General features: G+C 40.4%; 32 protein-coding genes and 1 riboswitch. Of the genes, 23 read left to right on the top strand and 9 right to left on the bottom strand.

Going from position 1 to position 25,186, the window contains the following annotated elements:
- The first annotated feature begins 20 nt into the window (after positions 1–20).
- The 5 genes from DCO16_RS06335 (at position 21) to DCO16_RS06315 (ending at position 2,209) form a co-directional block, all read left to right on the top strand.
- Positions 21–1,040 carry a hypothetical protein gene (locus tag DCO16_RS06335; protein WP_173942870.1) on the top strand — a complete coding sequence of 340 codons (1,020 nt, stop codon included), beginning with the start codon at positions 21–23 and terminating at the stop codon, positions 1,038–1,040.
- A gap of 108 nt (positions 1,041–1,148) precedes the next feature.
- Positions 1,149–1,418, top strand: a complete 270-nt coding sequence (locus DCO16_RS06330) for a hypothetical protein (RefSeq protein ID WP_173942869.1) — start codon at positions 1,149–1,151, stop codon at positions 1,416–1,418.
- A gap of 14 nt (positions 1,419–1,432) precedes the next feature.
- Positions 1,433–1,873: a DUF1810 domain-containing protein gene (locus DCO16_RS06325; RefSeq protein ID WP_173942868.1), complete on the top strand. Its 441-nt coding sequence runs from the start codon at positions 1,433–1,435 to the stop codon at positions 1,871–1,873.
- A complete protein-coding gene (locus DCO16_RS06320; RefSeq protein ID WP_173942867.1) occupies positions 1,870–2,061 on the top strand; it encodes a hypothetical protein in 192 nt (63 codons plus the stop codon). Before DCO16_RS06325 ends, DCO16_RS06320 begins: the two co-directional genes overlap by 4 nt.
- Positions 2,036–2,209, top strand: coding sequence for a hypothetical protein (locus DCO16_RS06315; RefSeq protein WP_173942866.1), 174 nt, complete (start codon positions 2,036–2,038; stop codon positions 2,207–2,209). The genes DCO16_RS06320 and DCO16_RS06315 overlap by 26 nt, the downstream gene beginning before the upstream one ends.
- A 30-nt stretch (positions 2,210–2,239) precedes the next feature.
- Here DCO16_RS06315 and DCO16_RS06310 read toward each other — a convergent pair whose 3' ends face one another.
- Positions 2,240–2,803 (bottom strand): HD domain-containing protein, encoded by a 564-nt coding sequence (locus DCO16_RS06310; RefSeq protein WP_173942865.1) that lies wholly within the window; start codon positions 2,801–2,803, stop codon positions 2,240–2,242.
- Positions 2,796–3,767 carry a helix-turn-helix transcriptional regulator gene (locus tag DCO16_RS06305; protein WP_173942864.1) on the bottom strand — a complete coding sequence of 324 codons (972 nt, stop codon included), beginning with the start codon at positions 3,765–3,767 and terminating at the stop codon, positions 2,796–2,798. Before DCO16_RS06305 ends, DCO16_RS06310 begins: the two co-directional genes overlap by 8 nt.
- 150 nt (positions 3,768–3,917) lie before the next feature.
- A riboswitch (SAM-I-IV-variant riboswitch) is annotated at positions 3,918–4,025 on the top strand.
- Between the two features lie 94 nt (positions 4,026–4,119).
- Between DCO16_RS06305 and DCO16_RS06300 the strand changes: the two genes are divergently transcribed.
- The 4 genes from DCO16_RS06300 to DCO16_RS06285 all read left to right on the top strand — a co-directional run bounded on the left by DCO16_RS06300 (position 4,120) and on the right by DCO16_RS06285 (position 6,085).
- Positions 4,120–4,389: a hypothetical protein gene (locus DCO16_RS06300; RefSeq protein ID WP_173942863.1), complete on the top strand. Its 270-nt coding sequence runs from the start codon at positions 4,120–4,122 to the stop codon at positions 4,387–4,389.
- 71 nt (positions 4,390–4,460) lie between these two features.
- Positions 4,461–4,805, top strand: coding sequence for a hypothetical protein (locus DCO16_RS06295; RefSeq protein ID WP_173942862.1), 345 nt, complete (start codon positions 4,461–4,463; stop codon positions 4,803–4,805).
- A gap of 339 nt (positions 4,806–5,144) precedes the next feature.
- Complete coding sequence (locus DCO16_RS06290; RefSeq protein WP_173942861.1) at positions 5,145–5,507, top strand: hypothetical protein; 363 nt, start codon at positions 5,145–5,147, stop codon at positions 5,505–5,507.
- A gap of 248 nt (positions 5,508–5,755) precedes the next feature.
- Entirely contained in the window at positions 5,756–6,085 is a 330-nt protein-coding gene (locus DCO16_RS06285; RefSeq protein ID WP_173942860.1) for a hypothetical protein, read from the top strand.
- Between the two features lie 56 nt (positions 6,086–6,141).
- Here DCO16_RS06285 and DCO16_RS06280 read toward each other — a convergent pair whose 3' ends face one another.
- Positions 6,142–6,750: a hypothetical protein gene (locus DCO16_RS06280; RefSeq protein ID WP_173942859.1), complete on the bottom strand. Its 609-nt coding sequence runs from the start codon at positions 6,748–6,750 to the stop codon at positions 6,142–6,144.
- A 6-nt stretch (positions 6,751–6,756) separates the two neighbouring features.
- Positions 6,757–7,068 (bottom strand): hypothetical protein, encoded by a 312-nt coding sequence (locus tag DCO16_RS06275; protein WP_173942858.1) that lies wholly within the window; start codon positions 7,066–7,068, stop codon positions 6,757–6,759.
- A gap of 492 nt (positions 7,069–7,560) precedes the next feature.
- On the opposite strand from DCO16_RS06275, the gene DCO16_RS06270 reads away from it, so the two are divergent.
- Complete coding sequence (locus DCO16_RS06270; protein WP_173942857.1) at positions 7,561–7,908, top strand: hypothetical protein; 348 nt, start codon at positions 7,561–7,563, stop codon at positions 7,906–7,908.
- Positions 7,909–7,942: 34 nt separating this feature from the next.
- On the opposite strand, the gene DCO16_RS06265 is transcribed toward DCO16_RS06270, so the two are convergent.
- Positions 7,943–8,092 (bottom strand): hypothetical protein, encoded by a 150-nt coding sequence (locus DCO16_RS06265; protein ID WP_173942856.1) that lies wholly within the window; start codon positions 8,090–8,092, stop codon positions 7,943–7,945.
- A gap of 57 nt (positions 8,093–8,149) precedes the next feature.
- On the opposite strand from DCO16_RS06265, the gene DCO16_RS06260 reads away from it, so the two are divergent.
- From DCO16_RS06260 to DCO16_RS06250, 3 genes are read left to right on the top strand one after another with little or no spacing between them, the layout of a single operon-like run.
- A complete protein-coding gene (locus DCO16_RS06260) occupies positions 8,150–8,437 on the top strand; it encodes a hypothetical protein (RefSeq protein ID WP_173942855.1) in 288 nt (95 codons plus the stop codon).
- Between the two features lie 45 nt (positions 8,438–8,482).
- Complete coding sequence (locus tag DCO16_RS06255) at positions 8,483–8,878, top strand: hypothetical protein (RefSeq protein WP_173942854.1); 396 nt, start codon at positions 8,483–8,485, stop codon at positions 8,876–8,878.
- Positions 8,875–10,779, top strand: a complete 1,905-nt coding sequence (locus tag DCO16_RS06250; protein ID WP_173942853.1) for a DUF3857 domain-containing transglutaminase family protein — start codon at positions 8,875–8,877, stop codon at positions 10,777–10,779. Before DCO16_RS06255 ends, DCO16_RS06250 begins: the two co-directional genes overlap by 4 nt.
- 24 nt (positions 10,780–10,803) lie before the next feature.
- Here DCO16_RS06250 and DCO16_RS06245 read toward each other — a convergent pair whose 3' ends face one another.
- The 4 genes from DCO16_RS06245 to DCO16_RS06230 form a co-directional block, all read right to left on the bottom strand.
- On the bottom strand, positions 10,804–11,091 hold the full coding sequence (locus DCO16_RS06245) for a helix-turn-helix domain-containing protein (RefSeq protein ID WP_173942852.1): 288 nt from the start codon (positions 11,089–11,091) through the stop codon (positions 10,804–10,806).
- Positions 11,088–11,435 (bottom strand): type II toxin-antitoxin system RelE/ParE family toxin, encoded by a 348-nt coding sequence (locus tag DCO16_RS06240; RefSeq protein ID WP_173942851.1) that lies wholly within the window; start codon positions 11,433–11,435, stop codon positions 11,088–11,090. Before DCO16_RS06240 ends, DCO16_RS06245 begins: the two co-directional genes overlap by 4 nt.
- A gap of 97 nt (positions 11,436–11,532) precedes the next feature.
- On the bottom strand, positions 11,533–12,156 hold the full coding sequence (locus DCO16_RS06235) for a hypothetical protein (protein WP_173942850.1): 624 nt from the start codon (positions 12,154–12,156) through the stop codon (positions 11,533–11,535).
- Entirely contained in the window at positions 12,149–12,586 is a 438-nt protein-coding gene (locus tag DCO16_RS06230) for a hypothetical protein (protein ID WP_173942849.1), read from the bottom strand. Before DCO16_RS06230 ends, DCO16_RS06235 begins: the two co-directional genes overlap by 8 nt.
- A gap of 290 nt (positions 12,587–12,876) precedes the next feature.
- Here DCO16_RS06230 and DCO16_RS06225 point away from each other — a divergent pair, with 290 nt between their 5' ends.
- The 10 genes from DCO16_RS06225 to DCO16_RS06180 all read left to right on the top strand — a co-directional run bounded on the left by DCO16_RS06225 (position 12,877) and on the right by DCO16_RS06180 (position 25,079).
- Complete coding sequence (locus DCO16_RS06225; RefSeq protein WP_173942848.1) at positions 12,877–14,145, top strand: hypothetical protein; 1,269 nt, start codon at positions 12,877–12,879, stop codon at positions 14,143–14,145.
- A gap of 101 nt (positions 14,146–14,246) precedes the next feature.
- Positions 14,247–14,813, top strand: coding sequence for an OmpA family protein (locus tag DCO16_RS06220; RefSeq protein WP_254598003.1), 567 nt, complete (start codon positions 14,247–14,249; stop codon positions 14,811–14,813).
- Positions 14,814–14,821: 8 nt separating this feature from the next.
- Positions 14,822–15,694, top strand: a complete 873-nt coding sequence (locus tag DCO16_RS06215; RefSeq protein WP_173942847.1) for an HNH endonuclease signature motif containing protein — start codon at positions 14,822–14,824, stop codon at positions 15,692–15,694.
- Between the two features lie 209 nt (positions 15,695–15,903).
- Complete coding sequence (locus DCO16_RS06210; RefSeq protein WP_173942846.1) at positions 15,904–16,239, top strand: hypothetical protein; 336 nt, start codon at positions 15,904–15,906, stop codon at positions 16,237–16,239.
- A gap of 9 nt (positions 16,240–16,248) precedes the next feature.
- The gene (locus DCO16_RS06205; protein WP_173942845.1) at positions 16,249–16,446 is read left to right on the top strand and encodes a hypothetical protein; all 198 of its coding nucleotides are present in this window, start codon (positions 16,249–16,251) and stop codon (positions 16,444–16,446) included.
- A gap of 10 nt (positions 16,447–16,456) precedes the next feature.
- The gene (locus DCO16_RS06200) at positions 16,457–16,669 is read left to right on the top strand and encodes a hypothetical protein (RefSeq protein ID WP_173942844.1); all 213 of its coding nucleotides are present in this window, start codon (positions 16,457–16,459) and stop codon (positions 16,667–16,669) included.
- 247 nt (positions 16,670–16,916) lie between these two features.
- A complete protein-coding gene (gene zorA, locus DCO16_RS06195; RefSeq protein WP_173942843.1) occupies positions 16,917–18,878 on the top strand; it encodes an anti-phage ZorAB system protein ZorA in 1,962 nt (653 codons plus the stop codon).
- Positions 18,878–19,627, top strand: coding sequence for a flagellar motor protein MotB (locus tag DCO16_RS06190; RefSeq protein ID WP_173942842.1), 750 nt, complete (start codon positions 18,878–18,880; stop codon positions 19,625–19,627). The genes zorA and DCO16_RS06190 overlap by 1 nt, the downstream gene beginning before the upstream one ends.
- A complete protein-coding gene (locus tag DCO16_RS06185) occupies positions 19,606–21,087 on the top strand; it encodes an EH signature domain-containing protein (RefSeq protein WP_173942841.1) in 1,482 nt (493 codons plus the stop codon). Before DCO16_RS06190 ends, DCO16_RS06185 begins: the two co-directional genes overlap by 22 nt.
- Positions 21,087–25,079, top strand: coding sequence for an SNF2-related protein (locus DCO16_RS06180; protein ID WP_173942840.1), 3,993 nt, complete (start codon positions 21,087–21,089; stop codon positions 25,077–25,079). Before DCO16_RS06185 ends, DCO16_RS06180 begins: the two co-directional genes overlap by 1 nt.
- The last annotated feature ends 107 nt before the right edge of the window (positions 25,080–25,186 follow it).

Below are 25,186 nucleotides of genomic sequence, written 5' to 3'. Positions count from 1 at the left end.
TTATTTAAGGAGTAACTATTATGAAACAGCAACTTCAGCAGCAACAGCAGCAGCAACTTCAGAAACATTCTCAATCCCAATTGAGATTAATCGCAGTGAGTAGTGTATTGGGTCTTTTATTAAGTGCTTGCGGCACCAACCCAGCACAGCAGGCGCAATCCAATCAGCAAGACGAGTACCGAGCACAATCTAAAGTAGCTAAACAGGCTATTAGCGAAGCGCCAGCCTGGATGTACAAGTTACCCAAAGAGGCAGGTGTGATCTACGAGAACGGTACTGCTATTAGTAGTGACTTTTCAATGGCGGACTTAAAAGCCAAGACGATGGCCTATGTGAAGATTTGCACTGGCGCTGGTGGAAAAGTAAGAAGCCAAATGAAGATGTACCGCGCTGATAATGATGCCGCTTCAGTAGAGCAGTCTGAACTGACAGTGCGTAGTCTATGCCCTGATGTAGATATCTCTGGTGTCGAGACAGTAGAGATGAAACACGTGGCAGAAGGTAATCGTATTCGGACCTATGTCCTCGTAGCATTACCAATGGGACAAAAGAATGCAGTCAAATCAGGCAAAGAGATTCAGAATCGATCTGGCGAAGCATTTAAAGAGCTAGACAATGTCACCAAGGATCAAGCTAAGGATCAAAATAAAGATCAAACGAGAGAGCAGGCCAAGGAACAATCAGCGCCTGCATTAGTAGCCCCAGCGCAAACAATGCCTCCCATTGCACCAAGTACCAATCTGAGACCTGAACCTGCTGCGATCCCACCGCTTAGTCAAAGTGGCTCATCAGTAGAAAAGGCACTCGTTCCACCAGAAGCGCCCACCCTTAAGATGAATGTGCGTCCTGCTACCAAGATGGATGGCAGCATGATGGACTCAGTAAGAGCAGTAGGACCAGACACGGTAATAGTGGAATCAGCCGATGGAACCCAAAAGCAGTTGGGTCTGCTTGGGTCAAGAAATCCAGAGTACATTGCCAAGCGTGCTGAAGCCCTTAATAAGCCAGGAGCAGTGATTGGGCAAGTATCAATTGAGTAATAAGTGATGCTACAAATCTAATAAAGATCAAAAAGGTAAATTATGGGTTCATTAAGTATGGCTAAGTGCCCTTGTGGATTTTCACAAAAAGTGAAAGTTGGAGGCACCATGAGAGACTTTTTGAAGTACTCCACATTTCCCTTCTATTGCTCTAGCTGTGGCGTCGTAGACGTGAATGTAGCCACAGAAGGTGTGCATGAATGCCCGAAATGTCAAAGCCAAGATATTATTCAGTATGGGGATGACAGAGTTTCGATTCCGACTCAATTTAATCAATCCTTGCAGTGGGGTAACTATAACTGTGGCCAAAAAGACCACTTATGCCCATCCTGTAAACAGCAAACTTTAAGCTTTAATTTGTATATGATGATTGATTAACTCTTTGCTCTGAAATGATTAATAGAAAACAAGAACTTGAGCATTCACTGGAGCGCTTTGTGATTGCACAAAAGCCCTGCTATGAGCAGGTCGTTGAAGAATTACGTCATGAGCAAAAAAGATCGCATTGGATGTGGTTCATATTTCCACAGCTAAAAGGACTTGGTCATAGTGAGTATGCTCAATACTATGGAATCTATGATCTGGATGAAGCTAAAGCCTATTTAAGCCACCCGGTTTTAGGTCTAAGATATGAAGAGTGTTTGCAGTTGCTTGAAACGGCCAAAAGTGATGCTGAGCAGATATTTGGAGATATTGATGCCAAGAAGCTGAAGTCTTCCTTAACCCTGTTCTTAGCAGCTGAGCCAGAGTCACCACTGATAGCTAGTCTGCTGGATAAGTTCTTCCTTGGTAAAAAAGATCCAGACACTACTAAATTAATAAGGGCAGTATGAGCGTAGAAACAGACGTAATTTTTGTAGGGCAAATGAAGCCCCGGCGTTTAACCTCCTTAGAGGAGGACTTCAAGCGTGATCGTGAGCAATTTCAAAAAGATGAATTAGACAGAGCATTAAGACGTGCTGGGAAACTTGTTGTTGAGCCTGTAGAAACTACCTATGAACGAGACCCAGAAGAAACCTAAGCCTACGCTAGAGTCTTTATTGGCAGATCAATCCATCGCCACTGGTAAAGACATCATCAAGCGGAATATAGAGAAAGTAGAGCAGAAGGCTCTGCTAGAGGAAGCTATCGAGTTTGAGCAGCGTAATCGTAGAGTAAGACGAAGCTGACCCTTACTCTTACTTAAAGTAACGATCCTATTACTGCTTGAGTTCTGAGCTACGTGCAATTAACGATTTCAAGATATTCTCAAGTTTAGAGTTGGTGCCCTTAAGTCCATTGCTGACTTGATCAGCCCAATCAAAATAGGCTTTTCTTCTAACTAAATCCCACCCTGCTGGGGGAGAAGCAAGCATATCCCGAAGGTTGCAGATCTTATCTGCAAGTTTGACTAACTTGGCTTCATGAGAGCTATGCACTGCATGTGCAATTTGTTGAAGCTTACGCTCAGCCTTTGGCAGATTCTTATCATCAGTTACCTCCATCACGATAGAGGCAATCTTTTCACCAAAGTGCGAACTGAGTTCTTGTGCAGTAGTCTCGGTATCTTCAATGGTGTCATGTAGGACGGCAGCACACAGCACATCATTGTTAATAATTCCGCCTTCATTGACCAAGACGTTTACAAGGCCAATTGGGTGATTGATATACGGTGATGCCTCAGCATCCTTTCTACGCTGAGACTTATGTTTATCCGCAGCAAATGCAATGGCATTGACAAGCTTACCAACTGAAGGAGAGGGTGAAGATGATGTATTACTCATAGACTGAAATGGTTTTCTTAAGTTCGCTAATGACTTTATTTCGAAGAGCGGCTGGAGCTAATACCTGGACGCCATTACCGTGCTTTAAAATTTCCATCACTAACTCAGGATCTTGGTTGTAATCAAACTCTAGAAGGTAATTACCTTCCTTATCAAAGCTACTGACTTGTTGACCATGCCAAGTTTCTGAAGAGACCCACCGTGCTTTTTCTGGCGTAAATTGGAGCTTGGCTCTTTGGGTAGCCTTTCCAGAGAAGATGCCATAGCTCTCGGCAAAATTCTCTTGCAAGGTCTTCTCAGCGATTTCTTGTGCCTTTGTATTAAGTACTGTGGCCTTTTTGATCCCGTCTACTGCAAAGCTCCGCAAGTCATTACGCAGATGGCAAAAGGCATCAAGGTACCAGTTATCACGGTAGAAGATGAGGCGTTGAGGGGACACATCGCGCTCAGTAGCCTCATCCTTACCTTTAGAGTAATACGAAATATTTAAGCGGTTACGCTTTAGCAAGCCAACACCAATCTCTTCAAAGCTCTCTAAAGAATTCTTGCGGGCAGACATGCCAAAGACCTTAATCCGCTTACGCAGCTCTTTAGCGGAGGTTTCAGTCTGACCCATGATCCCATCAATAATTTCCATTAAGGGATCAATGTGGGGGCCAATTAAGCCGCCTTGATCTAAGTTCGAGAGCATGTGTTGCATGAGCACTAGGGCAGTGGCTTCCTTTTCGTTAAACCACAGCCCAGGTAATTCAAACTTCTCACCAAGATTAGGTTTGTCAAAGCGATAACCCCCATCGGCACGATCAAAAACGATAGAGGCATTCATACGATCGCGTAGGTATTCCAGATCACGTTTAAAGGTTGCTTTAGAGATCTCTAGCTCAGAGAGAAAGTCATCAATCGGCACACATTTACGTGCTTGGATCATGTATTTGATGCGGTGTAGTCGCTCTAGGTCACTCATGATTACCTTTGGTCGGTTTTTCGAACTGCTTAATTCTGCCTTGCCATAGGCTCATATTTTGAGCTTTTGGCATATATTGTATTTTTAGCACGAATTAATGACAAAAACTATAAATAGCTTGACGACCAAAATAAAAAGTCTGCATAATCAAATCTACATCAAGAGATGGCTTTGTCGCCACAGCAACCTGCTAACGCAGTAAGGTGCTAAAAAGATGAGACCCCAAGTCATACCAAGTGGGTAATCAAAGCGACAAGCCCACCATTGGTGGGCTTTTTTGTTTTCAGGGCGGATTTATTCCAAATTGCCAGGCCCGACAGATCGTCAAATTGGCTAAAGAGGAGAGGGCGTAATGAACAATACAACACCTGAAAATTGGGATTTTTTAACCAAGATCTCGATTAGCGTCAAACAGCAGCTGATTGGCAGTAATGCTATTCGAGCTAAATCTAACCAATTAAATCTGTCGAGCTCTGAAACTGTAAGCCTATTAGATGAAATTATTCTTGAGTGGCTTAATGTCCAAAAACAAGATGGGCGTAACTATAAAGAGTATGCGGGTTATGTTTTTTATCATGCTGTAAAGAATAGGTTTTTAAATATTCAAGAAATTAAGAAATAATTTATTAGGGCGGAGTTATTCCCAATTGCTAGGCCTGACACCTTGTCGAACTGGCTAAATAGGAGAAGAAAATGAATCAATTATTTTGCAAGGTCGGTGATCTCGCGGTAACCGTAGAGGCAGAGTTGCCGATTAATATTGGCAATGTAGTCAAAATCATCGGAGGTATTGGATATCGACAATGGTCTACCTTTACTGCTGAGACTTTTTTATGGAAAGTGGAGGTCGCATCTTCAGAAAGACCTCTTATTTATGAGAACGCTGATGGTTCAATTGAGGAGGCATTTAGCGGACGAGTTCCTGATTGCTACTTAAGGCCTATTCGGCCAGATGAATTGGAGTGGGATCAGAGTGCCTCGCACGATGAGCCCTTACCAACGGATGAAGCTAAAGAGCAGGAGGTGGAATATGTTTAGGCCACCACCGGAATACATTTGGGGTTTAAGTAGAAAAAAATATGAGGAGCGCTTTCGTAGAAAGGTGCCTCAGTGGGTATTAACACTTGATCGTGATTCCTCTAGGACGTTATTAAATATCTGCTGTAGGTTGGGATTCAAATTGCATCCCGAAGTCTTAACCATGACAGAGCTGCATGAAGGGTTAGGGAGTGTTTGGAGTACCAAGGCCTCCTATCGTCATGATCTAGTCTCTAAACCTCCCAAAAAGCCAAATCACAGCACCCAAAAACCATGAGGCTCAATATATGAGCCAGTTATTTTTTACAATTAATTTAACAAATCTACTTAGGAGGCATCATGCGTGACTACACCTTTATCAATGGATCTCGTTTTACCATCAATAACCTATTTAGAAGCCTGCGCTTTGATATTGATCGACTCGATATGAGTTGGGTTGATAGTGAAAAGCCTGAGTTCTGTAGAGGCTTAAGAGTAGTAGATAACGAAGAGAGCAATACTGTTACCGTAGACGGTGTAGATGCTGACAACCTCATCTATAGCCTGACCTATATCTTTGGTCAAGAAGATACCCATGATGCTTTTAGAGTGGCCATAGATGAGTACCTCAAGGTAGCCCTTGAAACAAAAGAATTTTTAGTCACAAGCCAAAAGAAAGATCCTGAGGGAAAGCCTAAAGTAGCGGAGGCCGTAGTGCACTGAGACAGATGTTACTAAGAATGTCTACTAGTTGAATCTTAAAAAGTTATAAAAAGGATAGCGTGATGTTAAAAGCACTTGGACTAATAATTACATTTTTTGGTATTATTTAATTTTGAGCAATATGGTTTGAGTATTAGCTCATTCATGCAACTGCTCACAGGGATTACCTTATTTTTTGCTGAAACATTGATTACGCATCTCATGTTTGTTCAGCGAGAGAAAACCAGATTCTACTATCGGAGACGCAGATGAGTAAGCTCAATTGCAGCATTGGTGATTTAGCTATTACCGTATTTTGTAATTTGCCAGAGAACAATGGCAATATTGTCCGCGTCACATCAGCTGTTGGCTTGAATGAGTGGGCAGGCTTTGAAAAACCTATATTTACATGGGAATGCGAAATCGCATCTGATAACGGTTGGCTTGTCTATGACTTTGATGGTTATTTAGAGAGCAAAAAAGTGGGGCCCGTTCCTGATAAATATTTGAGAAGATTAACTCCGCCTAAAGATTACTTACTTGATGAATTTGAAGATTCAGAGCCAATCCAAGCAGACTTATTTAGCAATAACCCTTAAATGATGAGATTGATGCTGGGCAAGGTATCCGCCCAGTTATCTACTCATTCATCTACTCATTCATCCACTAAGTCATCACATTCCAGCCACTCATAAGAACAAGCTGAGCATTTTCTGGTGCTAGGATACTTCGGCGGGCGCTTTGAGGGCAGCGGGTCATCAATTAAGGTCTTCTGAGCCAGCTTAAGCTTTAAATATTCTCCACGCTTTTTTCCGCACTTGGGGCAGTAGCGATCAATCTTAGCGGGTGATTTTTGTAAATCATCATGCAGATGGGCTTCAAAGCTCATCGCTGTAATCCACTCCGGTGACTGCATCGTCTTACAAGGAACCTTCAGATTCTCAATCTGAAACAGATTACCTTTGACCTTAAGAGTCACTACTAGACCTTTAGGCCTGGCTGTCAAGAAAGACTGAACCACCCCCGCATTTACAGTAATGTAACCATCCCAATGACCTTTTTCAATCAGGCACTTTGTTTGTATACCCCGAACACAAAAGATAGCCTCACCATTAAATAGGGCGATATACAGATCCTCTGCTAACGAGGCTTTGGTGATCTTCTTAGGCTTTAACCGTTTTAATACCGCTAAAAACTCTTCGGTATCAATCTGCATTTCACCCTGCATATCGCCATCTTTCTGACTACTTATCTCATTAGCCACGATCAACTATCTCTTGCTAGGGGAGTAGCCAATTCGATTGCCCTGGTTATCAAAGACATTAGTCACACCAGACGGTGCAGTGACCTCATAACCTATGCGATTGCCTTCGTTGTTATAGACCCCATTAGTAGCGTTAAAGTTATTCGCACTATTGTTGAAGTTATTGGGGCTGTTATTGAAGTTGTTCGGGCTATTTTGAAAGTTGTTGATGCTATTTTGAAAGTTGTAAGGCGAGCTCTCAAAATTTAAGGCTTGTTGTGCTAAAGCATATTTGCCAAAAAGACCAAGACAAATAAGTAGGGTGGCTAGCTGTTTCATATCAATCTCCTTTGTATAGATATTTCAGGATAGGAGGGCAGTGGCTCAGGAAGTGAGCCCGAAGTGACTACCTGCAGAGCCCCCAACACTATTTATAAGCATATCCACACTTCATGTATTGTTTTAAACATCTTTAAAATAGTAAACTGTAAATACAAATTTTAGAAAATATGAACAAGCTTATTACAAGTCCAGCAGTACTAAAGCATATCTGGGATAAGCACCAATTAAGTCGAGTTGATGTTGAGGAGTGCTTTTACAATCATCTGGAAGCTCGATATTTAGAGGATAGAAGGGCAAAAAACAAAACAACACCACCTACCTATTGGTTTATATCTAAAAACCACCAAAATCTGACTTTGAAGATTGTATGTGTATTTAAGGAGGGCTTTATCTACTTAAAAACTATATATCCACCAAATATGGTAGAATTGTGTATATACAAAAATGCTAAATAAACAGAGCAGAGATCTAGATTAATTAAGGATGAATATGACTAAGAAAAAATTGATGAGCCAATTTGTGGATTCTTCCGAGGATTGGGAAAATGGTGACTTAGGACAAAGCCCAGAGCATGCAGTGTTAGCGCCCTCTCAGCTTGCCACAGAGATAGATGACGCTCTTGGGATGCAAATGATCTCCATTCGACTTAACAAAGATTTGATTGAGTCATTAAAACTCCTTGGTATCAAACATGAGCTGGGTTATCAAACATTGATACGTGAGGTCTTAAATCGTTTTGTGGATGGTGAATACAAAATGATTGCACAAGACGCTTTAGAGAAGCAAAAAAATCAAAAGATCAGAGCAGAAAATAAAAAGCTGGCTAAGGCGGCCTAGTTTTAGTCTAAATTAATAGTTTTATCCACTTACCCTACACAGCGCGCCATAGCGGGCTTTCTGGATGCGATCTGCTGCCTTCCTGAAAGAGGGTGGCACCATCAACCTTTACCCGTAACAAACGTTTCTTTTCGATCAGGGAGTAGCTTTGATCTAAGCATGAGAATTCAAGTATTAGGCTCATCTCATGAGCCTATGGCTCAAGACAATCAAATAACCCACTACATTGATTAAAGAGCCCATGCTAAGTAGCCTTATCATCATCGCCCTTATGCCACTGCAGATATCGCCCAGTGGGGATTACGCCACTGTACTCAATAGACCCCTAGCAGTTGCTGCAGTGGTGGATAGCGCTCAGATTTTGGGTTTGCCTAAACTTCGTTTGAGAGACTCTAGGGGCAATCCTTACATCGCCAATCAATCAGTCCTTTATGAGTCTGCTTTTGTGCTCAATCGTGACGCCGGCGTATTGATCGTCAGTAATCAAGCTAGACGTAAGGCTTTCATTCAATCCTACGTGCGCAGATAGTTGGCATTAGAGAGTATTTACTAATTAACCCTAGAGGAAAATCTTATGGCTATCACTACCGACTTTCTCAATTTTATTGTGCCAATTAAAAAAATTCATGAAAAATATCCTGGGGGTTGGGAGCAATGCTTAAAGGATCATGAGGAGTTGCTTAATGGCCGTGTTTGGTATGACGACCACTTATTTCGAGACGGCGCAATGAATGGTATGGATATGGAAGATATCCTAAAGCATTGGGAGGCGATGGGCTTTGAGTGCCTTGCTCAAAAAGACGATAAACAATACTGGAAAGAGGCCTGCGTATTTGCAAGTGGCTTTGGTAGTACAACCTTGCCATGCGATTGGCTTGAAGTTGATCGAAAAACTCAATCGGTTTATTTAAAGGGGACGGCGATGGGGGAGATTGTGTATCCACCGTTTAATGATGAGGAATTTAGATGAAAGTTTGCCTTCAACCCGCTAGCAAACTAGCTACTTTTTTTGTTGGCTTAGTATTGCTAACCAATACCAGCATAACAAGTGCAGTTAAAGAGGAACCAAAGCCCCTTACATCTTTTTCTGTAACGGAAAGGGCAGTTGTTAATGAAACTATCTACCCCAACGGCACCGTCGTAGAAATTAATGAGCTGACAATCCTCGTTAAATCTCAATTAGCCGTTGAATCAGAATCACAAGCAGATTTACCCTACAACTCAACACTATCTACCTTAGAGGTATTAGAGGCGTACACCATTACCCCAGCAGGTGAAAAGATTCCTGTAGCAGCGAATGCCATCAGAACAGTAGAAGATGACAATAGCAAGGGCGCTGCGATGTTTTCAGACCAAAAGCACAAGATCATTATTTTTCCTAAAGTGACCCCGGGCGCTAGAACGTATTACAAAACAAAGCTAATAACCCATACCCCACTGATGCCGGGGTACTTTTTTGCGAGACTCAATTTCTCACCCAGTCTTGAGGCACTCTCTTATGAGTACAACTTAAGCTATCCAGAAAGCCTAAAGCTCTATACCGAAACCAAGGGTGTCAAGCAAGTACGTGATGAAGTGATTGATGGCACTCGTCATGTGGGGTACAACTATCAAAATCTTCAAATTAAGAAAAAAGAGCAATTACAAGTATCGATTGGAGACTTCGCTCCTTATATTCATATCTCCAGTTTTGCCAATCAAATAGAGTTTGCAAAAGCCTATGAGGAGCGTATACAAGGAAAAATGCTGGTAACCCCAGAAGTGCAAAAGCTAGCAGATGAGATAACACAGGGAATTAAAAAAGAAAGCTCTCAAGATACCCAGAAAGCACAAGCAAGGGCTATCTATAACTGGGTCACACGCAATATTCGCTATGTAGCGATTTATCTTGGAGATGGCGGCATCATTCCGCATGACGTCAATTCAATCATTGCAAACCGCTATGGAGATTGCAAAGACCACAATGCGCTACTTATCTCCCTATTAGCTGCCAAAGGTATAAGAGCTAGCAGTGCATTAATTAATTCAGGCCAAGCCTACACGCTACCTCAATACCCCGTTATAAGCCCCTTTAATCATGTGATTACCTATATTCCTCAATGGGATCTATATGTAGACTCTACGGCAGAGATGGCCCCATTTGGAGTGCTACCAGATGACGAGCTAGATAAGCCCACCTTACTGACTGCATTAGCAAAAATAGGGCATACGCCAAAACCTAAAAAAGAAGACGATTACATCGTCACAGGCGTCACTATGGGAGTGATGCCTAATGGAGAGATCATAGGCAAATCTCATACTATGTATTTAGGCAGTGCAGCAATTGAAGCCCGATATCGATATGAGGGTGTAGATAGCAGTCTCTCCGAGGGAATGGTAAAAAACGCACTCTCTAAATTTAGGCAAACAGGAGAGGGCAGCATCAAGACCAGTGATGTCTATGACCTTGATAAGCCGTTTACTTCTAGTACGGAGTTCGCTTTAGACGCAATCGCTAATGTACCAGGACGTGGAGCGATAACTGTACCTGTAGGACTAGCGCCAGGTGAGCTGATGAAAATAGCCTACAGTAGACCCCCAGAAAAGTTTGAGAATCCCTATACCTGCAGCAGCAGAATCGTTAGAGAGGCCTATCAAATACAGTTCCCTAAGAATGTAAAAGTCACCAAGATCCCCAAGGACGTCAATTACAAAAAAGGCAATATTGAATATGAATCAGCCTACGTACTTAAAAACAACCTAGTCACCATAGTCCGCCTATTAGAGGTCCAAAGACCGGGCGCGGTATGCCCACCAGAAGAGCTGCAAAAGTGGAGAGACTTCTACCAGGTATTCATTAAAGATATACGTGGGCAGATTTTTTATGAGTAAGAAAAGAAAAGCCACTTAGGAGGCTTAGGCTGCCTTTAGCTTAAATTGAATGCTCTTACCAAGAGCTGCTGCTGCACTAGCTAGGGTTACTAGAGTCAAGCTGGTATCACTTTCATCGAGTAGTCGATTTAAAGCTGCTCGGCTAGTGTGCATTTTCTTGGCCATGAGTGTCTTTGTCAGTTTTTGCTTTTCCATCTCTTGTTCAATCTGCCAAGCAATGACGCGTTTAACTGCAACAGCAGTAGCATTCTCAAATTGAGATTCTTCCTTTAAAAAGTCATCAAAATTACTGCCGATATGTTTTTTCTTCATGAGCGATTCCTTAACTTTTTAATTCTTTCCTTAGCTAAATCTAAATCCGGTTTAGGCGTCTTTTGTTGCTTCTTGATAAAGCCATGTATCAAGATCATGGAATTGCCATCAAGTACAAACATCACCCTAGCTATGCCGTTACCCACTTTGCTTCTCACTTCCCAAATACGGTCACCCATATGCCTAACGAGCGGCATTCCAAGAGGCCAACCAAACTGAACTGTTTTGATATCCTCTCCAATTGACTTCTTGTCACCTTGAGGTAGAAGCCTCAACCACTGCTTTACAGGTTCTTGACCTTGTTCCGATTCATAAAAGTGCACATTTAGGATGGGTGTTCTCATCCCAATAGCGTACCAATAATGATACACATATTACATCAGATATTACTGAAAGTCTTGTAGGAATAAAGTTAAGAAATGAAGCTAAGCAACAAGAGCTCTAAGACTCCTCGCAAACAAACTCAGCCACGATAGCGCCATTACGCAGCAGGGCATAGCCACTCACATCCCCTTCAGACATCCAGAGATGACGACCAAAGGGACTACCTTTGGGAATACGATAAGCACGCAATTGATCACCATCGATTCTTTGCCCTAGAAAAATATGCCAAGCTTTATTGAGATGACCAAAAGGAATAGCAGGTGTTCCTCCTAATGGATCTGTATAGAAATTCTCTGCTTCAGCTTCCTTAATACTTACTGCATAAAGTAAATGACTAGGTTGGCAATCAAATTTGGGCTCATCAGCCTCAATCTTGGCTCTAGCTTCACTCCGCTTATGTAATGCAGCCCATACCAAGAATGCTGGCCATCCAACAACAATCGCCATGATGGCAACCCCTTGAACTAGGATCTCCTTTAAATAATAAAAAGGATCCTTTCTAGGGCGGATAGCTTGAATGAGCTGCCTGGCTGATCTAGACGGCCTATCCTTAAGGCTCAACAAAAAGAAAGTGAGCGCAATCAATAAACCCAAGCCAGCATAGAGGACAGCTAAGTGCCATAGGTTGTTTAAATCAAAGCTAAGTAGATTGAAGTTACGTAGATCGAAGTTATTAAGCACCTTTATCCTCATCTAGCGTGTTGTGAACAGCCCTTTGATTTACTAGAACACCTTTCTTAAATTCAAAGAAATAGTCGTACTCATACTTGCTGGCATAGCCCCCATGAACATAGTCGATTAGATTGCCAGTAGGGCAGCGAACTTCTCCAGTAAACCAGTGAGCAAATACACCATTAGGATGATCTGGAAAAAGATCAGATAAGCTTAAAATTTCTTCATAAGACTTATTAGCAGAAAGCCCCACCAAGTAAAGACGCTCTACGCCGTCAGCACCTTTAATTTCCCAGGTGCCTACATACCCACGCCAATTAGCAGTATTAGACGATTCGAACTCAATATTGGACTGGCGCAAGTAAGTATCTAGTGGGGTAGTACACATCCGCAATTCTTTATCGCCACGTTTGAGGCGTTCTGATGCTTGAGCTGTCATGAAGTCTCCTGTGCAAAAAGCTTTTATAGAGCATTAAAGGCTCAAGAGATGAGCTTAATGAGAGCTATTGAAGGCTTTTATTAGAAAACTATACATGGGCTGATACTTTAATTCTTAAATTCTCATTTATTGGCAAACACAATCTATTAATATTCTGAGGCCGTAAATATGAGGCGGACGAAGGGCCATTCAAAAACAATTTGCTAGTGAGTATTGGGTATAAAGATAAGAGTTTCTCAATGTATTTGTTATTATTGGAACTTCTATTTTTAATAAGAATTTAAATACTAATGAAGATTCTGCCCTTTATTCTGTTTTTAGTAACTTATTCATCGACGGTGATGGCTATTGGATTTGTAGAAATCCTTAAGGATCCAGTCACTGTATTTTTTATGGTAGCTATTTTGGGGTCAACCTTTTATCTTTTAGTTTATAAGTATGATCGGTTTGCGGCTACTCATGGACCAGAGATTCTTACTACTATGGGAATATTTGGGTGCTTTGTTGGGATTGCACTTGCCTTATTAAGCTTTGATCCTAAGGATGTTACAAATTCAGTACCTCAGTTACTCAATGGGGTAAAAACTGCTTTTTGGGCCTCAGTATGCGGAGTATTTGGCGCCTTAGCAATCAAGCTGCGGCAAAGGTTTGGGGCAGCTCCAATTCAGAGTAGTAGTGATGAGCCTCAATCTGCAAGCTTGGATGATGTAGTAACAGGTATTAGTTTATTGAGAAAAACAATTGCAGGCGAAAATGACTCTAGCTTAATCAGTCAAATAAAATTAATGAGGCAAGAGCAAAATGATCACGCAATTGGCTTGCGTAAATCACTTGATGATTTTGCTGATAAGGTCAGTGAATTGGGTTCCAAAGCATTAATAGCTGCTCTTGAAAAAGTAATAAATGAATTCAATACTCAACTCAAAGAACAATTTGGAGAAAATTTTAAACAACTCAACTACGCAGTTGAAAAACTTGTTACTTGGCAGCAGCAGTATAAGGAAGAGCTGGATAAGCTTCAGGCTGTCCAAAGAGATGGTGCTGAAAGTTTAAAGATGTCATCCGATTCATTCAAGATTGTTGTTAATAATGCAGATGCATATACTGAGTCAGCAGTTAAGCTTCGTGATTTGCTGACCCAGTTTCAATCGCAATATGAAATCATGTCTCAATCTCAGGAGTCCTTAGCCAAAGTCCTCATTGATATGAAAGCGGTTGAGCCGTCCTTTACCTCTAAGCTAGAAGATCTGACGGAAACTTTTAAGTCTTCAACTATTTCTCTTACAGAAGAGACAAAGAAGCAGATTCAGACATTTGGGGAAATGCTCAATAAAACAGTCCCCGAGATACAAAATAAAGTAAACGATCAAATTTCAAATACAAATGAGTTACTTAAAAAGAATTTTGAAACTCTTGATAAAAATTTAGAAGCTGAGCTTGAAAAAGCTCTCGTCAGTTTGGGGCAGCAATTAGCCTCATTATCTGAAAAATTTGTTCAGGACTATACGCCCTTAACTGAAAGACTTCGTGATGTTGTTAACATGACGAAAGGTGTTTAATTAAATGGAGGGATCAAGACAGGCTCATTGGATACCCCTAGCTGATTTAATGACAGGGCTAATGATGGTTTTTATGCTCATTACAGCTGTCTACATTCAGTATGTTAGAAAAAACAACCACTTTAGTTCTTGACGAATTTAAGGATGTAAAAAGCAATATGCAGCTAGCGCTTCAAAATGAATTTAAAGAAAGCTTCAAGCAATGGGACGCAGAATTACTTGGAGATATGACGATTCGATTTAATAATCCAAGTGTTCAGTTTGCAACTCAATCGTCTGAACTGAGGCCTGAATTTCAAAATATGTTACGAGATTTTTTCCCTCGGTACATAAAAATTATTCGTAGTGATAAATTTAAGAGTGCAATTAAAGAAATTAGAATTGAAGGGCACACAAGTAAAGCTTGGAAAGATGTTTCTTCTAGTGAGGCATATTTTTTAAATATGAGCTTATCTCAAGAAAGAACGAGGTCTACTCTAAGGTTTATTATGTCTTTGCCAGTATTTATAGATGAGGAGATATGGTTTCAAAAACACATTACGGCAAATGGACTTTCTTCTTCCCAGCCTATCCCCAATAATCCTAAGCCTGAGCTCAACCAACGCGTTGAATTTCGGATCGTAACTAATGCTTCCGATCGACTCGATCAACTCATTGCAATAAAGTAGGCTGCAAAATGAAACTTCCTGACTTTATTGAAAGCGCTTCATTAAATAGCTTGAGATCTAGAATCAAGGCCCCCCTCTCTTTTTATAAGCTTTCTATTGTTTTGCCTGCCCCTCAATTTAAAAGACGCGATCCACCGCCGCCCCCGCCTGTATTAATACCGGTACAAGGTTTAGATGTTGATTTCGGTTCAATATCGGCTTATCCCGATGGCACTCTTATTTTTGACGGTAGGCGAGTTTTAATACATATTCGTGATGTAGCTGACCATGGTGGGCGCACTCATATACCGAGGTTCCATATTTCAAATTGTAGAACTCTTATTGAGATGAAATCATCAGGTAGATTCGAAAAATATGTTGTAGCCGAAGCCGAGGATGGAAATTTTTATATACGCTACAACACTGGGCCCTTAAAAATTACAAAATTAGATGTATGTCAAAACTGTTTAGAGAATCTAGCTTGGGATGGTTTTTTCAATCAAATGTCGAAAAATTCTAGGTCCGCAATAGTTTCTAAATTTTCCCCAAAGCGATTTTTTGAAAAGTATCCAAAGTCTTTGCATCCCGTAGTTCCTGTCTATACATCTGCTACTGCCCCTATTAATGACTACCCTGAAAACTGGGATCAAATATCAAGGGAGTTAAAGCGTCAGCTTCGATATCGTTGCCAACAGCCTGGATGTGGTATTGAATTAAGTGAAGAATTAAAAAACTTCCTTCATGTTCACCATAAAAATGCCCTTAAAAATGACTGCCGACCTGAAAATTTGGTCTGTCTTTGCATTGGGTGTCACGCCAATCAGCCGAATCATAGCCATATAAAAAGCTTACCGGAATATAAAACTTTTGTTTCTAAATTTCAGTCTTCAGCTAATTTCTAATGCCATTACCCTTGATTTAGACTGGTTTGAAGTTCCTAACGATATTTTTTTGCAAGGGTAGCTCGTTTAGGCATATTTTTTTAAGTATTTTCACACCTCTCTTCTTCAGGGAGGAGGTAAAAATACATTTTTGATCTCTAACTAGCTCGATAGGTGAGCTAGCCAACCCCTAATCTGAATCCTCTGATAGCCAACCCCGCGGAGGATCTATGCCTGTATTAATAGATGGTGTAACGGTACTAATTAAGAAGGGCGCCTTATTTGAGCGCTACAAAGGCGGTTACGGTCAATTTATCTATGATTTACAAGATCTGAGTACGCTAGCTATTGGCGATGATCTGGTGCGGATTTCCTTTGAAGACCATGACAGTGCAAGAGCCTATCAACGGATTCTGATTGAGAAGGGCTTAAAGGTCGCCTTAATGAATGAGGATGACCCAGCTAAGGTGGACGCTATTTTGATTGATCAAATCTTTGGACCAAGCATGAAGGTCTATTGGCTCAATTACATCTCCCTTGACCATGCAGCTAAAGCCGATCGTTAAAGACTCCCCGTGGATACCAATAACTTTAGAGAAAAGATCACTGTCGTTGCAACTGATGATGAGATGGAGGATAGGGAGGAAATACGCTTAGGACTACTAATTAAACAAGATATTGCTTTTCCTGAAGACTGGGAGCGTAAAAAGTCAAAGGCGTTGAGTTTAGACTTCATGCGCATGTCTGAAAAGCGTAGTTATTTAGATCATTAGAAAGTAGCTAATGACAGAAATCATTCGCGAACAATGGCTAAATCAAGCAGTAGCCCACATCAAGCCCTTATTTGAAAGAATGGGTTACTCCATTCCGCCAGTTAAGGTGTCGGTTGGATTTCCCAGTACGGGAAGTCAAGGAAGACACCTTGGACAGTGCTGGTCGTCAAAATCAGCTATCGATGGCATTAACTTAATATTTAAAGAGCCACACTTACCCTAGCCTCATCACATGCTCAGAGGTCAGTTAATTTGCTAACTGCATTAAATAAAGTTTAGGAAAAATATACTCAATAAGTTTTAAGTAATCTTATGCTCGATTAACTTATTTGATTGATAAACGAATAAAATAGCAATTGCGGGATGTATAAATTAAAGCTCACAAACTGAGCCACTCTAAGGTAAATCTCAATATAAAATGTATAGATAACTCCCAATATATGAGTCTATAGTAAAGAAAGAAGTAAACAATGAGCCTGCTAGCAAATTTGAATTGGCTAATATTAGTGCCAGTTTTCGCTGTAATTGGATTTCTTTTATCTCGTTTTATTACCCAATATCAAAATCCAGCAAAAAAAATTCAGCTTGAATTGGTAAAGATTGCAGATGGGTTGCAGAGGTATAAAAAAGAAAATAATCAAATACTAGAAATATCAAATTTAAAGCCTATATTTTCCGCAGAGCCATTCAAGCATTTGTGGGCTGAGTATGAAGATACCTTGCATTTAGTGAGGGCTCCAGATGGTGAGCCGATATCAATACGTGCTACGTCAACCTCGGAAATTTATTTTTCAAAAGAGTCGGTAGTTGACACCCAGATTGACGCAGATTTCTATCGACACTTGCCAGGAATCTTAACTGGCGTTGGGATTATTGGAACATTTAGTGGTCTTGTAGTAGGACTGTTTCAATTTAATCCCGCAGAACCTGATAGAACGCTTGAATTTTTACTACATGAGGTAACCTCAGCATTTATTGGATCTGGACTTGCAATTTTTGCAGCTATCTTTCTTACATACTTTGAAAAGAAGACATTAAATAAATGTTACCGGTTATTAGAGACTGTAAATAACCGAATAGATGATTTATTCTCTAAAGGTGTTGGTGAAGAATACCTGTATAGATTGGTAAGTGCATCTGAGAAAAGTTCAGCAAATACAGCAAGTCTAAAGGACGCATTAATAGATGATTTAAAGTTATTGATGCATGAAGTAGCAGATAAGCAAATAAATGCGCAACTTCAGTCAGCTCAAAATATATCATCTCAAATTTCAGGAGCAATAAAGGATAGCTTAGATGCCCCAATGAAAGATTTGATGGATGTCGTGGCCAAAGCATCTGGAGAGCAAGGGGGCGCTGTTACTGGCATGCTTGAAAACTTGCTCAGTGCCTTTATGGCAAAAATTGATGAAACCTTTGGATCTCAGATTCAAAATATTAATTCAGCAATTCAAAAATCATCAGACTCTATGACTATGGTTCAAGAAGCCATGACTCGTTTAATCACAGATATTTCTGGAGCTGGTCAAAAAGCTACATCGGAAATGTCAGCGAAGATGGAAGAGTCAATGTCAAAAGCAGCCTTAGCACAGGAGCAAATGAATGTGCAATTGCGAAGTTTTGTTGAGGAATTAAGAAAGTTAATTCTTGAGCAGCAAAGCCAAACTAAAGAAGCCATGGATGAGACCATGCAAAAAATACTTTCTGAGCTCGAAAAATCAATTTCTGTAATATCTACAGAAAGAGAAAATCAAGCTGTTGCTGATAAAGCACGGACTGAGCGTATGGTAGCTGAAACTGAGGGGTTGTATAGTGGATTGACAGATAACGTCGTTCAATTGATGGATGATGTTAAGACTGCAGCGTTCAAAACCGAAGAAAATATACGGGCGATACAGAATGCTGCTACTGGCGCTATTTCTGGAATGAATGATGGGGCGTTAGTTATGCGTGAAGCAGCAGAACGCTTTACAAAGGCAGGGGATAGTATTGGTGGGGTATTTGATAAGAGTCGCGTTGTTACTGATCAACTAGAGCAAACTGCTTCCACTTTACAACTAGCCTCATCCTCCGTGAGAACAGCCTTTGAGAAATATGATGAGTCTCGAGAATCAGTTCAAGGCTATGTGTTACAACTTCAGAATTTAGTTGATAACGCCAAAAAAGAAGTGGGTTTGAGTAGTCAAATGTTATCTGATCTTGAGAGAATTTTAGGTTCATTAAAAACTGCTGAAAAGCAGAGCGTAGATTATTTAAATCAAGTTAACGCAGTTCTTGAGGGCTCTTTCAAACAATTTGGACAGGAGATGGTTGCTCAGGTCGAGAATTTAAAGGTTTCATCCGATACCTTATTGACTGGTTCACTAAGCGCCTTAGAGGGCGCTGTCCAGTCAATGCTCATGTCAGTCGCTAAGCTTAAGAAGTCTGAGTAATGTTTAACCCGAGACCTATTAAAAAATCTAATAAAGATGAAGGGGAGAAGCCCTTTTGGATTTCTTATGCTGACTTAATGACTGCATGCATGACTCTATTCTTGGTTGTAATGGCCGTGACTATTGTGATGCTCAAAAAGAAATATGAGACTCAAGATACCGCTGTAAAAGCTCGGGAAGCAACTATTTCTGCTTGCGCAAAAGACTTACAAAGTATTGCCGATCAACGTTTTTCTGGGCAGGCACGTATTGAGTATAGTAAAGGCGATGCTATTCGAATTGATTTGGGATCAATTGTTAAATTTGAAGATGGTAAACATCGCATTAACTCTGAAGCATCAAAATTTCTAAGGGATTACATACCAACTGTACTTAGTACAGTTAAGAATAATCAATGTAAGCAGTTTTTCAGGCGAGTTATCGTTGAAGGGTACACCAGCAAAACAGGTAACTATATGACCAATCTTGATCTTTCTTTAAAAAGAAGTAAAGAGGTTGTCTGTGAGCTTGCCAAAACAGATGCTGATGGCACTGGTGGATTATCTCTAGATGATAAAAATCAGGTTAAAAGTCTTTTCCTTGTTGGTGGATTCTCATTTAACTCACAGAAAAGAAGTGATGAGGAAAGCAGGAGAGCTGAGTTAAAGCTTGAATTTTGGCAGTTAGGTGATGATAAAAAAAGACGAGAAGAGTCCTCGATTAATTTATCAGGAAAAGACTTTGGCGTATGTCCTTCACTGACTTATTAAAACATTCACTAGCGAACCTAAATAACTCTTTTCAGTATGAGCTGAGGAGAGATCACGGTGAGTCACATCCAAGGCTAGCAAAAGTCCATAAAAAAATAACAGATGAATTTACTTTTATCTTAAAACCAAAAGATGAGGTTGCGTATGCTGCTGCTAGAGACTATCTCAATGGCTCTCTAGCAGGTAATCCCGGAGAATATGAAATTATTTCATTTGTCCTTACTAAGCCAATAGCTGAATTAGGTGGTGTTTCTGTAGCCACAGATAATGAAAAACTTAGAGCATTGCTTAATCGCTACGCGCAAGAGTTTGAAAATGATTTAATTGATGGAATATTTTGGTTTGGAGTGTTTCAATCCTACTTTCAGGCTCAAAAATCATATTATCAAGGCGATAGTTTTTTTAGTTCACAAAGATTAATCAGAAACTTTCTTTCTAAGTCTTGGCCATACGTAATGAAAAACGCTTCTTTCTCCACTAATTGGATGAAGAGTATTGATGCAAATTTGCATCTGTTATCTGAATCTCCATGCGATATGTACGGCGCTGAGTGGCTGTCTGGCAGTGAAGCTAGAGTAAAGCAAATTAAGCTTGAATTACAAATTCCAGATGCTAGTTGGTTTTGGGATGAGTTTTTTAAATCTTGCCTGAAAACCTCTTTATCTCAGTCAGATGCGAAGTTTAAGGAATCAATACCCTTAATTATTTCACTCTTGAATAGACACCCCTCTTATCTCGATAATGGATTACGGGCACTACTTGATCGCTATAGAGCCTCATCTGATATCCGAGAGCATATTGAGTTAAAAGACTTTGCTCTAGTAGTATGGAAAAATCCAAAACTGAGAAGTACAGGCGCATCAAAGTGGATTCATGTAGCAGATCCAACATGGCGTATGGTTCTAACTTGGGTACAAGAAGCAAATCTTCGCTTATTTTTTGAGCTTTTGAAGAGACGTGGTGTTCCTGATCCTCATGGAAGATTAAATTTTTGGATGCAATATATTAACCAGATTACTTTTACTAGGCTTGTATTGGGAGATGATATGCGTCGATATTTAAACTCACATCCTGAATTAAAAGAGCATTTTAAAAATGATGTTGAATCATATGCAAATCTTTCAGGAGCTAATGGCGAATCTGGATTAGATGCTTTTATTATGGAAATTAACGGACATTTGATTGTTGAGTTTAATCCTCATGGTGGTTGTTATGTTTATAAAAAATCGGAAAATACATTTAATGTAAATGCATCAAGCTTAGATGCATCTACTAGTGAAAGAGGCCTTAAGGAGCGTTATTACAGTGGTAGCTCAAGGGGGCCTGATATTGTTCACAGAGAAGGTTGGCAATTTAATGCTAGAACTTATCAACTTCCTGCATTTGGTATATTTGATGATGCTAGAGCTGGTAAGCTAACCTCAACAACAACAAGTTTTTCTATCGATAAATATTTCTAATGAATTTTTTAAGTAGGCTATTTAATTTACGTCCTGACGTGCAAAATGTCTTTGAGGGTATGGGTACCCAAGTATCCTCTCAGAAATTAACACAGCCTAGCTTCTCCCAGGATACAGTTTCATACTCATTCGGATTAAATGAGGGAGTTAGTACATCTTCTAAGTTAATGGATTTTGCAACTGATCCCACCACTGGAAGTCAGCAGCTTATCTACTTCACTCAACTTGTTTCTGACAGGTTGGCTTCAATTAACGAATCAGAATTACAGATACCTTGGACTAGTCTTTACCAGATTCTTAGTGATGTTGAGCATGAAGACTCTTTGTATTTACTTGCACTTCCAGGGTTTGACTATTCGGTCCCAGTTTTAGGTGAGGTTGGGACAGTTTCAGATAGTTTTTTTAGATTAAGGGTCGATGGATGGCGTGATCCTGATCGTAAAGGTAAAGGTGTGGGTCTTAAAAAGTATAGTGGTGGGGCATTTATTGAGAGCTCTGGATTTTTGCTTCAAACAAAAGAGGTATGGCAACTATTAGACCTCATTGGTCGCAACGATGGCTTTTCAGATGGGGCTCGAACTCAATCGAAGAATGAGTCTCTGTGGGGTGAGGTGCGCAAATTTGCTCTATTAGCTAATGCAGAGCTTTCCCCTTACTTAATATCGACCATTGTTTTAGTTCCAGACTTATTGAAAATGCGTTACATAAGAGCTCAAGCTCTTGGTACTAGTGTTGTGACAATAGAGCCTTACTTTGATGGTGCGCCAGAAGATTGGATGCCCAAATTTGATGCCTTTAACTTCATTCCTGAGCATATTGATTTTAAAACATCGGCGGGTAGAACCCGCATCATTTTTCCAGAGGCAATCAGAGATGTGTTGACGGTGATTAAGACTCAGTTTGAAGGTAGAAAAGTTGCTGGTAGCCGAGCTGAAGCATTTTTACGAAATCCATTTGCCTATTTAGGTGAGGCCGCATCTAAAGCGCTTGATGAAAATCAAATACAAGAGGCAAAAGAAGAGGCTGGATTATTTTCAACACGTATTTCCCTGCACCCCAATGTTGTTGGGGCTGCGATTGAAGGTATTACGGCAGCCATTTATCAAAATTTGAACGATGGAATGTCAAAAGTAGATCGTAGCGTTATTTCAACAGCATATGAGCTTGGTATTCTCATAAATGAAATAGACGGGGCTTTATCAGATGACCGACAATTTTTTACCTGGCGTAATTTTGTCATTGATGTAGATGGCGCTTTGTATCAAACATTAGATATGGCTAAATGCTGGCTCAATGTTTGGAAGGAGCAAGTTAAAAACTTTATAGACTTTAATGATGTATATGAGTTTAAGTATTCAGATCGAGTTGATGGCATAGGCTTTGCCAAGCCAATCTATTCTGTTTATATTAAAAAAGAAGGTGGCGATGATTCCTCATGGGCACCTAATCCTCTTATATGTGTTCCTTTAGTTCCAGGCACACCTCCAGTTTGTATTGCAGTCGATGGCGAGTGGATTAAAGCCTTTGAAATTAAAGTTGCCCAGGCTCAAGCTTCTGAAGTTGATAAAGTGGTTGATCCAGTCTTGCCAATGCCGCTATCAATTACAGATGCAATTGGACTAATTAAGGAATTAAAGATATTGCTTGGCATTATTGACCCAAGTATTGATCCAAACCCAGTGCCTCCTGGACCAAACCCAGTGCCTCCTGGGCCAGTTCCGCAGCCACCATTACCGCCTGGGCCAGGACCACAGCCCCCCGGTGGCGATCCACCAATTGGGCCGGATGGACCCAATCCACCTATAACAACAAGTAAGGGGCTAAAGCCTACCCTTTTAGTGAAGGTCAATATCACACAGCTTGATTACACTGAAACTGATTCAGAGGCTTTGCGTGAGTCAATTTTAAAAGTACCAGAAGGATTTTCTCCTCAGCTTCCTAGTGATTTGAAAGACAATATCAAGCTTAAGAAACACCAGTTAGAAGGCTTGGCTTGGATGCAATACCTGTACTCAAAGGCCCCCGAGTACTGTAGAGGGGCCCTACTTGCAGACGATATGGGTTTAGGTAAAACACTACAGCTTTTATCTTTGCTTTCTTGGTTTTATGAGCGTCATCCTACCGCGGCGCCATCTTTAATTGTTGCCCCTCCTGTTTTAATGCAAAACTGGAAGAATGAAGCAAAAAACTTCTTTAATAATTTCCCAGAAATATTATTACTTCATGCTGATGGATTAACAGTAAGAAAGCAGCCTAAGAAGTTTATTGATCAAGCATTACTTGAAAAAAAGATTACAAATTTTCTAATACCGAATTGGATTGGATCTGCAAAAGTAGTTTTAACAACTTATGAGACAGTTCGCGATTATGAGTTTAGTTTGGGTAGGCAAGAATTTACATTCATGATTTGCGATGAAGCGCAGAAAATTAAAACACCGAATGCACAATCTACAAAAGCAGCTAAAAAACAAAAAGCTAAATTTAGAATTGCTTGTACCGGGACGCCTGTAGAAAATAGTCTGGCAGATCTTTGGTGTTTATTTGATTTTATTCAGCCGGGGCTGCTGGGTGCATTAGATGAATTTGGTAGAGCGTATCGTAAGCCAATTGAAGCTAGGGAAGCTGGAGACGGAAAAGCAACCGAGGCTATTGAGCAATTACGGGCAAAGATTACGCCTCAGATTTTGAGGCGAATGAAGTATGAAATAGCTGATGAGCTCCCTAAAAAGATGATTGAGTCAAATGAGGAGTATGAGTTCGATGGGTCACCAAGGAAAAGGCTAGGCATCCCAATTTCTAATCATCAAAGAAATTTGTATGTGCAAGGTCTTCATCAAATTACAGCTTCTGCGCAGGAAAAAGACGCTAAAAAAAGATCAAATATATCTTTTGCCGTGCTTCATTTTGTTAGAGCTCTATGCTCAGAGCCTTATTGTCTTCCAAAGACTACATTTGCAATGGATGTAGCCGGGGTAGATGCTCACTTAAATAATGCGCCGAAATTAAAATGGCTCCTCAATACATTAGAAGCTATTTCTCGAAAACATGAAAAAGTAATTATTTTTACCGATATCAAGGAGATTCAAAGATCTCTAGTTTTGTTTATACGCAAGCGCTTTGACTTCTCCGCACAAATTATTAATGGTGATATTGATGATCGTCAGGATTTAATTGATGCTTTTCAGTCACGTGAAGGTTTTGGCGTGATTATTTTGTCGCCACTTGCTGTGGGTTTTGGCGTAAATATAGTTTCAGCTAACCATGTCATTCATTTCACAAGAACTTGGAATCCAGCTAAAGAGGGTCAGGCAACAGATAGGGCGTATCGAATTGGTCAAACGAAAGATGTACATGTTTATTGCCCAACGATTACGGCTCAAGATTTTGTTACTTTTGATGCTAAATTAGACCGTTTAATGACTCTAAAAATGGATCTTGCCGGAGATATGTTGGATGGAGTTGGGTCTGATATTTCTGGTGCTTCATTGATGCCTGATGGCGGTCCCGGTGGTATTAAAGTGGATTCTGAAAAGTTGGTTGATATAAACCGCGTTGATACGCTTGATGGCGCTACATTCGAGGTGTTTTGTCAGCTACTGTTTGGTGCATATCCAAACAAGGCTTACATCACTCCAAAGCAAAGAGGCGACGGAGGTATCGACATAGTTGTGATTGGTATTGATGGCAAGGGCCTTATAGGTCAATGTAAGCACAGTACTCAATCAGAGCTTGGTTGGGATGCCGTCAAAGAGGTGGCTGCTGGTAGCCCTGCATATCAAGCAAGACATCCAGGAGTACTTTTTGAAAAGGTAGCCATTACAAATCAACGTTTCAATACAACTGCAATACAACAGGCAAACACCCTGGGCGTAAAATTAATAGATCGAGCAAGTCTGATTGAATTATTGTCTAGAGCAAAACTGAAGCAGTTAGTTTTGGATGAAGTGATCTTTAAGTTTTATATGAATTCTTCCAAGCATACATTTAACTAGTAAGTTGCAGTTGCAATTTATGCTGTAAATGTTTATTTAAATAAATTAATAAAACCGGGGTGACTATATATGTTTGGATTATTTGGTAAGAAAAAGAAGAAACCGCG

Source organism: Polynucleobacter antarcticus (assembly GCF_013307245.1).
GTDB classification, from domain to species: Bacteria; Pseudomonadota; Gammaproteobacteria; order Burkholderiales; family Burkholderiaceae; genus Polynucleobacter; species Polynucleobacter antarcticus.
Note: the sequence above shows the minus strand (reverse complement) of the source record. Positions and strands in the feature narration are given on the sequence as shown.